This window comes from Pseudomonas sp. TWP3-2, from assembly GCF_049897765.1.
In the GTDB taxonomy this organism is placed as follows: Bacteria; Pseudomonadota; Gammaproteobacteria; order Pseudomonadales; family Pseudomonadaceae; genus Aquipseudomonas.
Genome location: NZ_JAFCWW010000008.1, coordinates 23,575 through 35,883, shown reverse-complemented (window position 1 = coordinate 35,883; position 12,309 = coordinate 23,575). Strand labels below are relative to the sequence as shown.

At 59.9% G+C, this 12,309-nt stretch carries 13 protein-coding genes; 9 read left to right on the top strand and 4 right to left on the bottom strand.

Translation table 11 applies throughout. The annotated features are described in order from the left end of the window. Positions 1-4: 4 nt before the first annotated feature. Together fkpB and ispH are read left to right on the top strand one after the other, a co-directional pair. On the top strand, positions 5-442 hold the full coding sequence (gene fkpB / locus ACP7EE_RS13915; RefSeq protein WP_191627789.1) for an FKBP-type peptidyl-prolyl cis-trans isomerase: 438 nt from the start codon (positions 5-7) through the stop codon (positions 440-442). Between the two features lie 94 nt (positions 443-536). Beyond that, on the top strand, positions 537-1,484 hold the full coding sequence (ispH, locus tag ACP7EE_RS13910; protein ID WP_426234932.1) for a 4-hydroxy-3-methylbut-2-enyl diphosphate reductase: 948 nt from the start codon (positions 537-539) through the stop codon (positions 1,482-1,484). Here the strand turns inward: ispH and ACP7EE_RS13905 are convergent. Further along, positions 1,453-2,010 carry a GspH/FimT family pseudopilin gene (locus tag ACP7EE_RS13905; RefSeq protein ID WP_426234931.1) on the bottom strand — a complete coding sequence of 186 codons (558 nt, stop codon included), beginning with the start codon at positions 2,008-2,010 and terminating at the stop codon, positions 1,453-1,455. The two genes, ispH and ACP7EE_RS13905, sit on opposite strands and share 32 nt — an antisense overlap. 130 nt (positions 2,011-2,140) lie before the next feature. On the opposite strand from ACP7EE_RS13905, the gene ACP7EE_RS13900 reads away from it, so the two are divergent. Genes ACP7EE_RS13900 through thiO form a run of 7 tightly spaced genes read left to right on the top strand, consistent with a single transcriptional unit; the run spans position 2,141 to position 8,918 of the window. Then, positions 2,141-2,614 (top strand): GspH/FimT family pseudopilin, encoded by a 474-nt coding sequence (locus ACP7EE_RS13900; protein ID WP_426234930.1) that lies wholly within the window; start codon positions 2,141-2,143, stop codon positions 2,612-2,614. Continuing rightward, positions 2,611-3,060 carry a type IV pilus modification protein PilV gene (gene pilV / locus ACP7EE_RS13895; protein ID WP_426234929.1) on the top strand — a complete coding sequence of 150 codons (450 nt, stop codon included), beginning with the start codon at positions 2,611-2,613 and terminating at the stop codon, positions 3,058-3,060. Before ACP7EE_RS13900 ends, pilV begins: the two co-directional genes overlap by 4 nt. Then, positions 3,057-3,770, top strand: a complete 714-nt coding sequence (locus ACP7EE_RS13890) for a PilW family protein (protein WP_426234928.1) — start codon at positions 3,057-3,059, stop codon at positions 3,768-3,770. Before pilV ends, ACP7EE_RS13890 begins: the two co-directional genes overlap by 4 nt. A 10-nt stretch (positions 3,771-3,780) precedes the next feature. After that, positions 3,781-4,260: a pilus assembly PilX family protein gene (locus ACP7EE_RS13885; RefSeq protein WP_426234927.1), complete on the top strand. Its 480-nt coding sequence runs from the start codon at positions 3,781-3,783 to the stop codon at positions 4,258-4,260. Continuing rightward, complete coding sequence (locus tag ACP7EE_RS13880) at positions 4,247-7,345, top strand: pilus assembly protein (protein ID WP_426234926.1); 3,099 nt, start codon at positions 4,247-4,249, stop codon at positions 7,343-7,345. Before ACP7EE_RS13885 ends, ACP7EE_RS13880 begins: the two co-directional genes overlap by 14 nt. A gap of 14 nt (positions 7,346-7,359) precedes the next feature. After that, positions 7,360-7,761, top strand: coding sequence for a type IV pilin protein (locus ACP7EE_RS13875; protein ID WP_420648434.1), 402 nt, complete (start codon positions 7,360-7,362; stop codon positions 7,759-7,761). Between the two features lie 56 nt (positions 7,762-7,817). Beyond that, the gene (gene thiO, locus ACP7EE_RS13870) at positions 7,818-8,918 is read left to right on the top strand and encodes a glycine oxidase ThiO (RefSeq protein WP_426234925.1); all 1,101 of its coding nucleotides are present in this window, start codon (positions 7,818-7,820) and stop codon (positions 8,916-8,918) included. A gap of 112 nt (positions 8,919-9,030) precedes the next feature. On the opposite strand, the gene ACP7EE_RS13865 is transcribed toward thiO, so the two are convergent. The 3 genes from ACP7EE_RS13865 to ACP7EE_RS13855 are packed head-to-tail and all read right to left on the bottom strand — an operon-like array spanning position 9,031 to position 12,186. Beyond that, positions 9,031-10,377 carry a sigma-54-dependent transcriptional regulator gene (locus tag ACP7EE_RS13865; protein ID WP_426234924.1) on the bottom strand — a complete coding sequence of 449 codons (1,347 nt, stop codon included), beginning with the start codon at positions 10,375-10,377 and terminating at the stop codon, positions 9,031-9,033. Beyond that, entirely contained in the window at positions 10,374-11,963 is a 1,590-nt protein-coding gene (locus tag ACP7EE_RS13860) for a sensor histidine kinase (protein WP_426235044.1), read from the bottom strand. Before ACP7EE_RS13860 ends, ACP7EE_RS13865 begins: the two co-directional genes overlap by 4 nt. Next, the gene (locus tag ACP7EE_RS13855) at positions 11,953-12,186 is read right to left on the bottom strand and encodes a PP0621 family protein (protein ID WP_420648431.1); all 234 of its coding nucleotides are present in this window, start codon (positions 12,184-12,186) and stop codon (positions 11,953-11,955) included. Before ACP7EE_RS13855 ends, ACP7EE_RS13860 begins: the two co-directional genes overlap by 11 nt. Between the last annotated feature and the right edge of the window lie 123 nt (positions 12,187-12,309).

Sequence of the window (12,309 nt, the reverse complement as noted above, 5' to 3'; positions counted from 1 at the left end):
GGTATTGGCTGAGCAACGCATCGGCCAGAACACGGAAGTCACCTTGCACTTTGCATTGCGCCTGGAGAACGGCGACACCGTCGACAGTACGTTCGACAAGGCCCCGGCAACCTTCAAGGTCGGTGACGGCAACCTGCTGCCGGGTTTTGAAGCCGCGTTGTTCGGCTTCAAGGCGGGCGACAAGCGCACCCTGACCGTCGAGCCGGAAAACGCGTTCGGCCAGCCGAACCCGCAAAATGTGCAGATCATTCCGCGTTCGCAGTTTGCCGACATGGAACTGTCGCCCGGTTTGCTGGTGATCTTCAACGATGCGGCCAATACTGAACTGCCGGGCGTGGTGAAAGAATTCGATGACGCGCAAGTGACCATCGACTTCAACCACCCGCTGGCCGGCAAGACGCTGATCTTTGACGTGGAAATTTTCTCCGTCAAAGCGCTCTAAGTAGCACAGCACAACCACTGTGGGAGCAGGCTTGCTTGTTCCCACAGTGATTGCTGATGATCCAATTTTTCGCGCGCAAGACACGAGGCACAGCATGCAAATCAAACTCGCCAATCCCCGTGGCTTCTGCGCCGGTGTGGACCGGGCGATCGAAATCGTCAACCGCGCCCTGGAAGTCTTCGGGCCGCCGATCTATGTGCGTCACGAAGTGGTGCACAACAAGTTCGTGGTTGAAGACCTGCGCAGTCGTGGCGCGATCTTCGTCGAAGAGCTGGATCAGGTGCCGGACGACGTCATCGTGATCTTCAGTGCTCACGGCGTATCGCAAGCGGTGCGTAGCGAAGCCGCCGGCCGTGGTTTGAAAGTGTTCGATGCCACTTGCCCGCTGGTTACCAAGGTGCACATCGAAGTCGCGAAATACAGCCGCGACGGCCGTGAATGCATCCTGATTGGCCACGCCGGTCACCCGGAAGTCGAAGGCACCATGGGTCAGTACGACGCCGGCAATGGTGGCGCGATCTACCTGGTCGAAGACGAAAAAGACGTTGCCGAGCTGCAAGTGCACGACCCGGAAAAACTCGCCTTCGTTACCCAGACCACGCTGTCGATGGACGACACCAGTCGCGTCATCGATGCCCTGCGTACGCGCTTCCCGGCCATCGGCGGCCCGCGCAAGGACGACATCTGCTACGCCACGCAAAACCGTCAGGATGCAGTCAAGCAATTGGCCGATGAATGCGACGTGGTGTTGGTGGTCGGCAGCCCGAACAGCTCCAACTCCAACCGTCTGCGCGAGCTGGCCGAGCGTATGGCCACTCCGGCGTACCTGATCGACGGCGCCGAAGACCTGCAAAAAAGCTGGTTCGATGGTGTCCAGCGCATCGGCATCACGGCTGGTGCCTCCGCGCCGGAAGTATTGGTGCGCGGCGTGATTCAGCAATTGCAGGCCTGGGGCGCGACCGGCGCCGATGAACTGGCCGGGCGTGAAGAGAACATCACCTTCTCCATGCCTAAAGAGCTGCGCGTGCGTTCATTGCTTTAACACTCTGCGCCTTGGTACACAGCGCCTGTTCAGCTTTTTCGCTGGCCAGGCGTACGCGACCGGTCGCCGCCAGCACCAATTGCAGCTGGCTGACCGGCTCGCGTGCCGAGCAGATATGTAATGTGCCTGCCTGAAATGCCCGACCGGGCATCAGCGGTTGTCCCAGACTGCTGAACCTTATGTAGCGACTGACCGACCAATTACCGGCAATCGGAATCCGCCCGTCACTGGCGTGTTCGATCAGCAGCGGATTGGCATTGTCCTGCGGCCCCTTGCCGCTGATATCCAGAATGATCCGCCAGCCCTGACTCCAATCGCCGTTGATGCCATGAATCACCACGCTCTGATTGCGCGTGATGGCCATCGTCCGTGCGTTGCGAATGCCATCAAGCAGTGACTGCGCCGCTTGTTCGCGACGGTTCGATTCGGTAAAGGCAGCAAACGCCGGACTGACCAGCGACAGAACAATTGCGCCAATCGCCAGTCCCATAAGCAGTTCGACCAGCGTGAAACCTGTTTGCGGCATGCGTCTTCCCTCCATGGGGTCGGTTGACCGAGGCAATCCGTGCGTCAGTCGTGGCAAATCAACCGGCACGCACCGGTCGAATGTTCTAGCGTGTAGAAGCAGGTATAGCCGAAGGCTACGGAGGGCATCGATGGATCATCGTACAAAAGGTTTCACGCTGATCGAGCTGATGGTGGCGGTCGCGGTGTTCCTGATCATGATCACGATTGCGGTGCCGTCCTTTACGCGTTCAATCCAGGGCAGCAAGGCCGACACCGAAGTCGGCGACCTGCAACGAGCGCTCAACTACGCTCGTATGGAGGCCATTAACCGGGGTGTGACTACGCGCTTGCGGCCGAGCGCCGGCGGCAGCGTCTGGACCGGCGAATTGGCGGTCTACGACAGTACTGGCACTCCGGCCAATGTATTGCGGGTTGTTCCAGCGATGAGCAGCGGCGCGACTCTGACGCTACCCTCTGGAGTGACCGCGCTGGATTTCAACAATCTCGGCGGTCTGGCGGCCCCGTCTACGGCGGTGGTCATCAGCTATACCCTGGGCACGCAAAGCAGGACGCTGAACGTGTGTCTGAACGGACGAATTCAATTGGGTGGAAGTTGCGGATGAGGGCAGGGAGCAAAAGCGCACAGGAGGGCATGACGCTGATTGAAGTGTTGGTCGCGTTGCTGATTCTGACGGTCGGGATGCTGGGCGCGGCGGCCGTGCAGTTGAACGCGCTGAAGTACACCGACAGCTCGCGTATGACCAGCCAGGCGAGTTTCATCGCCTACGACATGATGGACCGCATCCGCGCCAACTCCGGCGCCGACTACACCGGCACACCGCCGACTGCCGGCAATCTGAGCGTTGCGCGGGATCAGGATCTCTACGATTTCAGCACCAACATCATCGCCTTCGGCGGCCCCACCGCCACTGGCAGCATCACCCTCAACCAACGGGTTTACACCATCACCATCACCTGGGATGACGCCCGCGCCGCCAATACCGCCAGCGCGCGGCGCAGTTTCGTGCTGACCAGCCGAGCCACCGTCGATCCGGTGGCCACGCCATGAAGCGCAATCAACGTGGGTTTGGTCTGATCGAATTGCTGATCACTCTGGCGCTGGGGCTGATCGTGGTGCTGGGCGTGGTGCAGATTTTCATCGCGGCGAAAAACACCTATATCAGCCAGAACAGCGCTGCCGCGATGCAGGAAGACGCGCGGTTCGTGCTGAGCAAGATGATTCAGGAAATTCGCATGGTCGGGATGTTTGGTTGCCTGGGCACCATCACCGATTCGAGCTCGACGGGGGATTTCTATGCGGCTCAGCTCGCACCGATCAGTTGGGACAACGCCAACCTCAAATTGACCCTGGTCACTGCCGATGTGGGCAGCAGCGGTGGCACGCCGACATGGACTGTAGTTTCCGACTGTCGCAACAGCTCAACGGCCTACACCGGGCTGCGGGCCGCGGCGAGCGGGCAAATTGCCTTTCCGATCCGCCGGCTGATTTACAGTTTCAGCAACAACCAGATACTCATGGGCACCGGTAGTGGCACGCCCGCTCAGCAGGTGTTGGTTAATAACGTCAGTGCGTTCACTGTCATGTTTGGTTTGGCCAGCTCAGCCACGGATGTTGCAGCCTCAACCTACAGCGCAAACCCTGGCGATCCAGCGCGCATCCGCAGTGTGCGCCTGAGCCTGACCCTCACTGACCCGAACAGTCGGGTACGCAATCAAACCTTCAACGTGGTTGCCGCTTTGCGCAACCGCTTGCAGTGAGGGGCGGACGATGAGAATTACCCTCCATCAGCGTCAGGCTCAGCGCGGCATGGTCTTGTTGATCAGCCTGGTGTTTCTGCTGGTGCTGACGCTGATCGGCCTGTCATCGATGCAAAGTGCCAACCTCCAGGAAAAAATGGCTGGCAGCGTGAGTCTGCGCAATCAGTCGTTCCAGACTGCAGAAGCGGCGTTGCGTATTGGTGAAAGCGCGGTGCAACTCGACACCTACACGCTGCCGGTTTGCGCCAGCACCACGCAATGCGCACCGCCGGCAGAGTCGTCGGTGGTCGCGGCAGCGGGGCTCAACTCAACTTCTGGGGTGACCTGGATCGCTGCTGGCAGCGGCTTTTACGGCGTGCAAAATATCGGCATCACCCTGACGGCGGTCAACGTTCCGAGCAACACCTCGGCGACGTTGTACCGGGTCACCGCGGTCGGCCTGGCCGGCAGTTCGCGCAGCGTGGTGGAGAGTGTCTATGCGAAGTATTGAGCGCGGTTCGATCTGGCGTTCGCGGCTGGTCGGCATGCTGCTCAGCCTTTACCTGTCTGCCCCGGCGTACGCCTTCACACCGTCCGAGTCGCCGCTGTTGAGTGCAGCGGCAGTGCCGCCGAACGTCATGTTGCTGATCGACGACTCCGGGAGCATGAACAGCATCATTTATGCCGCAGGATTTGACCCGACCATCAATCGCACGCCGGCTCGGCAATGCAATGCATTCCTCGGGTTGTGCTCGGCGCTGAATGCCCCGGCGATTACCGGCGATACCGTGTTCTTGTCGAGTTTGCCGACCTCTGGCTGCTCCGGCGGGGCGTACGCTTTTTACAACAACAGCGTCGCACCGTTGTGCCTGAAGTTACCGGACCCGGTGGGTGGCGAGGACACCCGTTATTCGGCCGATTACATCTCATATCTGGTCGGACTGGCCATCAGCAACGGTACCCGCGATTTCACCTCCGGTGCGATTCCCAACGACTACCGGATCAACGTCGCGCGCAATGTCTCCAGCGCATTGGTCACCAGCAACCGCACGCTGCGCATGGGGCTGGCGACTTTCAACCCTGCCACCAGCAATAACTCGGGCAACGGTGGATTTATCGCCCGGGCGATCAGCGATCTGGCGCCGGTCAGTGGCAACGTCACGCAAGCCCAGGCCGACAGCAACTACAACGCGCTGATCTCGTCGATCAACGGCCTGAGCGGCGTGGCCAACACGCCGCTGGCGGAAGCCTATTACGAAGTCACCCGTTACATGCGCGGGATGGCGCCGTACTACAACAGCACGCCGGCGTCTTACACCAGCCCGATCCAGTACCGCTGCCAAAAAAACTATGGTGTGGTCATCACCGACGGATTGCCGACCTTTGACCGGACATTTCCCACTAATGATCCTTTGGGCGGCACGCGCTTGCCGAACTGGGACGGCGTCAATAATGACGGCGACAACCTCAGTGGGGATGGTGAGGGCGACACTCTGTATCTGGACGACATCGCCAAATTCGCCTTCGATATCGACATGCGTTCAACCGGTACCGACGCAGCCGGCAAGAGCTGGAATGCGGTGGATTTTCCAAGGCAGAACATGAACACCTACACCGTTGGCTTCACCGCCTCCAACGACATGCTTTCGGACGCCGCCGATTACGGACAAGGCAAGTATTACCAAGCGACGGACAGTACGGGCCTGAATAACGCACTCTCTTCGGCGTTGAGCGACATCACCTCCAAGGCTGGCTCCGGCGGTGCGGGCGTGACCAGCGGCACCACGCTGACCAGTAGCAGCAGTTTTTTTCAAACCACCTACGACCCGAAGGATTGGCGCGGCACTATCAAGTCTTTCGGTTTCACATCGGCCGGTGCGGTAAATACGTCTGCCGCGAAGTGGACGACCGACACCACCATCGTGCCATCCGCCACTGCACCGACTTACCAATCCTGGAATACCCTGAGTAACGCGGCGGTAACGCTGGCCTACGGTAACTTTTCTGCGGCTCAGCAAACCACGCTCAGTCAGGGCCTGCCCACCGGCATCAGCGGCATTGATCTGGTGGAGTGGAGCAAAGGCGTCAACAAGGCCGGCCTCAAAGTGCGCAGCGTGTTGCTCGGCGACATCATCAATTCACCACTGGTGCTGGCTTCGCCCACTGACAAAACCGCATCTGATCTGTCCGGGGACACGACTTACAGCAGCTACCTGACCACCAAGGCGACGAACATGAACGCCAATCTGCTGGTGAATGCCAACGACGGTTTTGTCAGCGTGATCAACTCGGCGAACGGCACCCGACGTTTTGCGTACATGCCATCCAGTGTGTTGCCGTCGTTACGACTGATCGCCGATACCAACTACGTCAACGGTGTCAGCCACAAGTTTCTGGTGGATGGTCAGCTTGGAGTGTTCGACGCGCAGTTCGGCACGGCCTGGAAAACTCTGGCCATTGGCGGTACCGGCGCTGGCGGAAAGACCTTCTACGGGCTGCAGCTGTTCGATGCCTCGGCGGGCAATGTGATCAAGGCATTGTGGGAAGTCAGCGCGCCGGCCACTGCCAGCACGGCGAACGTTTTCAATGATCTGGGTTATGCCTACGCGCGCCCGGAAGTGGCACGCTTGGCCGATGGTCGCTGGGCGGCATTTATTTCCAATGGGTACGGCAGTAACTCCGGGGTTGCGGCGCTGTATGTACTGGATGTGCGCGATGGTTCGCTGATCAGGAAGATCGTGATCGACAGCACGGAAACCACCAACGGCCTGTCGTCAGTGAAGCTCAAGGTCAATTCGCAGAACGTGGTGCAGGCTGCCTATGGCGGCGACGTGAAAGGGCGCTTGTGGAAGTTTGATCTGAGCGCTACATCGAGTGACAGCTGGGGCGTGGCGTTTTCCGGCAAGCCGTTATTCACCACGGCGGGCGGGGCGACGCAGCCGATCACGGCACAGCCATTGCTCGCGGACAATGCCCTCGGCGGCAAACAGGTCTTCGTCGGCACCGGTAAATTCAACGAGACCGCCGACAAGACCAACAAGGATTTGCAGGCGTTCTATTCGGTGTGGGATGCCGACGGTGGTTCGGGGCAATTGACGGTCAGCAGCTTGCAGCCTCAGGCAATTAACGGATCATTCTCCGGTAGTTCCGGGCAGTTCCTCACCACCACTCAGAATGACACGACGTATCCGGCGGAGAAGGGCTGGTATCTGCCGCTGGTGTATAACAACGTGCTCACGGGTGAGCGGGTGATCAATCAGGCCAGCATCGTCCTCGGGCGCATCGTGTTTACTACCGCAAGTGTCGACACCACCGACCCCTGTGCGAGTTTCGGGACAGGCAAACTGGTCGAACTCGACGCGTTCAGCGGTAAGATGCTCAACTACGCGGTGCTCGATACCAACGCTGATGGCGTGGTCAACAGCAGCGACACGATCTCCAGCGGAGTGATATTCACCGGCGGCATCCCGACCTTGAACGCCATCGTCAACGCGGGGAGGGGCAAGATCGGCACCGACTCCAGTGGCAACATCACCACTCTGGTGGAAAAGGGCGGCGGCGGCAGCCGCCGCATAATGTGGCGACAAATACAGTAAGTGAGACTTGAGGCATGCGCAGATCCAACCGCGGATTCACCCTGATCGAAATCATGATCGTGATTGCGATCATCGGGATCGTCATTACCATTGCCGCACCGAGTTTGACCGAATACGTGAAAAAGGGCCGTCGCGCTGAAGTGGTCTCGCTGCTCTCGGAACAATCGCAGATCCTCGAACGCTTCTACTCGAAGAACAATATCTACACCGGTATCACCGGGTTGAGCACCGGCAACGATTTCTACACCATCACGCCGACCATCACTGACCAGACCTTCCTGCTGACTGCAATGCGCAAGACCGGCACGGCGATGGCCACCGACAAGTGCGGGGATTTCACCCTGACCAACACCGGCGTCAGAAGCATGAACAACGCAACAACCGGGCTGACCACCAAAGATTGCTGGGGTCGCTGAGCCGTTTTTCTTCGGGCGCCTTTTGCGCCCACGTCTTTTTTACGGTTGGATCAAACATGACCAGGCAACAGCAAGTGGTGATTGTCGGTGGCGGCGTGATTGGCCTGCTCACCGCATACAACCTCGCCTCCGAAGTGCGCAGCGTGGTGCTGATGGATCGTTCGAATCTCGGTCAGGAGTCGTCCTGGGCCGGGGGCGGCATCGTTTCGCCGCTCTATCCTTGGCGCTACAGCCCGGCGGTTACCGCGCTGGCGCATTGGTCGCAGGATTTTTATCCACAACTCGGTGAGCGTTTGCTTGCGGCGACCGGGGTCGATCCCGAAGTACACGTCACTGGCCTGTATTGGCTGGATCTGGAGGACGAAGCCGAGGCGCTGGCCTGGGCAGCGCGGGAAAATCGTCCGCTGCGGGCTGTGGATATCTCGGCCGCGCACGATGCGGTGCCGGTGCTTGGCAGTGGATTCTCGCGGGCGATCTACATGGCGGACGTGGCTAACGTGCGCAATCCGCGTCTGGTCAAATCGTTGAAAGCGGCCTTGCTGGCGCTGCCCAACGTGACGATTCACGAGCAATGCGAAGTCAGCGGATTCGTTCGTGAGGGCGATCAGGTTGTGGGCGTGCAGACGTCCAACGGCGTGATTGCCGGGGATCAGGTGGTGCTGACTGCCGGTGCCTGGAGCGGCGAGTTGCTCAAGACGCTGGAGCTGACGTTGCCGGTCGAACCGGTCAAGGGCCAGATGATTCTCTACAAGTGTGCGGCGGACTTTCTGCCGAGCATGGTGCTGGCCAAGGGGCGTTATGCGATCCCGCGCCGCGATGGGCACATTCTGATCGGCAGTACGCTGGAGCATGAAGGCTTCGACAAGACCCCGACCGATGTGGCGCTGGAAAGTCTGAAGGCGTCGGCGGTGGAGTTGCTGCCGGCGCTGGCCGAGGCTGAAGTGGTGGGGCATTGGGCCGGGTTGCGTCCGGGGTCGCCGGAAGGCATTCCGTACATTGGCCGGGTACCGGGGTTCGATGGCTTATGGCTGAACTGCGGGCATTACCGCAATGGGCTGGTGCTGGCGCCGGCGTCGTGTCAGTTGTTTGCCGATGTGATGCTTGGGCGCAAGCCGATCATTGATCCGGCGCCGTATGCACCTGAGGGCCGTATTTAATTTCAAATTTCTACGCATCTGTTGGATCGCCATCGCGGGCAAGCCCGCTCCCACAGGGATTTGTATAACGCCATAGATCCCTGTGGGAGCGGGCTTGCCCGCGATGAGGCCCTCAATCCAGACCGAGTTTTTTCAGTCGATAGCGCATCGAGCGAAACGACAGATTCAACCGCTGCGCCGCCGCCGTCCGATTCCAGCGCGTTTCCTCCAGCGCCTGCAAAATCAGTTTGCGTTCGACGTTCTCCAGATAATCCTCGAGATTGTCGATCTGCGTCAGATCGGCAATACCACCCTCGGCCGCACAATTGCCCTCGCTCAGACGCAGATCCTGCGCCTCGATCGTGCGCTGCTCACACAGGGTGTGCGCCCGCTCCAGTACGTTCTCCAGTTCACGCACATTGCCCGGGAAGCGGTAATTCTTCAGCGCCTCCAAGGCTTGCGGATGCAGGCGCGCCGCGGGTTGCCCGCTGCCATTGGCCAAGCGTTTGAGCATGTGGCTGGCGAGGGTTTCGATGTCATCGCGACGTTCGCGCAGGGACGGCACGCGCAGTTCGATCACATTCAAGCGGTAATACAGATCCTGACGAAAGCGCTCGGCCGCAACCTCGGCGTCGAGATCCTTGTGCGTGGCGCACAGAATGCGCACATCGACCACGCTTTCCTGCTGGCCGCCGACGCTGCGTACGGCTTTTTCCTGAATCGCCCGCAGCAATTTGACCTGCATCGACAGCGGCAAATCCGCCACCTCATCGAGAAACAACGTGCCGCCATGCGCTGTCTGAAACAGCCCTGGCTTGTCCTCCATGGCGCCGGTGAAACTGCCTTTGCGGTGGCCGAAGAACTCGCTCTCCATCAATTCTGAGGGAATCGCCCCGCAGTTCACCGGCACAAACGGCTGGCTGGTGCGTGGCCCTTGTTCGTGAATCAGCCGTGCGACCAGTTCCTTGCCGCTGCCGGATTCGCCGCTGATATACACCGGCGCCTGACTGCGGGCGAGTTTGTCGATCTGTTTGCGCAAGTTGCGCATCGGCAGCGAATCGCCAAGCAATCGCCGCTCGATGGACGTGCACACACCGCCGGCTGCCGGCATACGCAGGGCAGTGCTGACCAGTTCGCGCAGGCGCGTCAGATCCACAGGTTTGGTGAGGAAGTCGAAGGCGCCGGCCTTCAGCGCGTTGATCGCGGTTTCCAGGCTGCCGTAGGCGGTGATCATCGCCACCGGCAGTTGTGGATAACGTTGCTGGATGTGCTGCACCAGATCCAGGCCGGTGCCGTCCGGCAGGCGCATGTCGGTCAGGCACAGCTCGAAAGTCTCGCGATGCAATAAAGCCTGGGCCTCGCTGAGATTACGTGCGCTGAAAGTATCGAGTTTCATCCGTCCCAGGGTGATTTCCAGGAGTTCGCGGATATCCGGTTCGTCATCAACGATGAGAATTTTTTGCCGTGAGCTCGTATTCAACTTTGTTTCCGTCCGTGAGCAAAGGTGATGCGAAAGCAGCCGCCGCCTTGGCGTGGTTTGAAGTCTAGGCGCGCTTGATTGCTTTCGCACAGCTCACGGGACAGATAAAGCCCAAGGCCGGTGCCTTGATGACTGGTGGTGAAAAACGGTTCGAACAGATGGGCCTGCTGATCAGGTGGCACGCCGGGGCCGTTGTCCTGCACTTCGAGCACTGCCAGCTGGCTGTCGGGGTCGATGAACAGTGCCAGCCAGACCTCGGCGGAATCGTGCAACAGGGCGCTGTGGCGCCAGCCGTTGCGTAACAGATTGTCGAGAATTTGCGTCAATTGGTTGGGGTCCATCAGCGTGCCGAAGTCTCCCGCATCGATGCGCAGATGAATCTGCTGGCGTTCGCTGGCTTGCTCGCGACTTTCAGCGACGAACTGCTCCAGCCACGGCTTGAGATCAAGGCGTTGCGGGGCGCTGTGCTGGCGGCGGGACAGTTGCAGGACGTTTTCGATGACTCGATTCATGCGCTGGGAGTGGTCTTGAATAATCTGCGTCAGACGCCGATCCGCGCCATCGAGTTCCTCGGATTCCTGCAGCAACTGCGCGGCGTGACTGATGGCGCCCAGCGGATTACGGATTTCGTGGGCGATACCGGCGGTCAGTCGCCCAAGTGCGGCGAGCTTCAATTGCTGCGCTTGTTGGGCGATTTGCGCCAGATCTTCGAGGAAAACCAGCGTCTGCCGGTTCGGGCTGTGTTTTAGCGCGATGAAGTTCGGTTGCAGCTCCAGACCGTTGCCAGCCATCTTCAGGCTTTGCGGGCGCAGGCTTGGATTGTTCAGCCACAGTTGCAGTCGTTCGACCAGCGCGGTCGAGTAATCGTCGATCAACAGGCCTTCTAGATGAGGCTGGCCGATCAGGCTTTTCGCACTGTGGTTGGCCAGTTGCACCCGACGTTGCTCGTCGAGCACCAGAATCCCGGTGCGCATGCGTTGCAGGATCAGCGCGTTGAGTGCTTCAAGGCCGACCACTTCGCTGGCGCGTTGCTCGGCCAGGGTTTCACTGACTTCAAGTCGGCGGACCAAGCCCTGCACCAGCAACGCTGCGGCAAAACACAGTGCGCCAAGCGTGCCCGCTTGCAGATAATCGTTGGCGCTCAGCGGATGGCTGAAACTCAGCAGAAAGCTCAGGACGACAATGCCGATGGCGCCAATCGCCGCAATCAGCAGGCCGATGCGCCGCCGCAGCAAAGTATTGCTGATCGCCACCGAGACAATCAGCAGATTGCCGATGGCGCTGGCCACACCGCCAGCGGCATAGAACAAACCGCACAGCAACAGCACGTCGACCAGTGCGAGGGCGAATAGCTGCGTCGGTCGGCGGATGTTTTCGAGGAACACCACCAGCAGAATATTCAGCACCAGATACAACCAGCTGCCATTGCGCAGCAACTCGTCGTTGGCGGAGGTCAGCAGGCGGTTGTCCATGTTGCTGGAAATCAGCAGCACTAACGTGATGCCGATGCTTAAACGGTAAAGGTGATAGAGGCGCAGCAGTCGCTGAGCCTGTTTGCTGTCGGCGTTGGCGGCCTCAGCGATCACTGGCACCCGGGCCTTGCTCAAGGTGAGCCTGGCTGCAATACCACTGTTGTTGCAGGTTCAGCGCGCGGTCACGCGGCAGGTGCACGCCGCAGTGGGCGCAGCGTACCATGGGCGCGGCGTCTTGCTCACGCGGCGATTGTGCGGACGCGGCAGGCGCTTTGAATTTGCGCCACAGCCACAGCGCGGCGGCAATCAGGGCGATCCAGAACAGTAAACGAAGCATGATGGGCGGCTTTTCGACGGATGAATCGGCAGTTTAGCCAAGGTCTTGGCGGGCGCACAGCGGATTAAATCGCGGCAATAAAAAAGGGAGATCCGCAGATCTCCCTTTTTCGTACCGCCGATG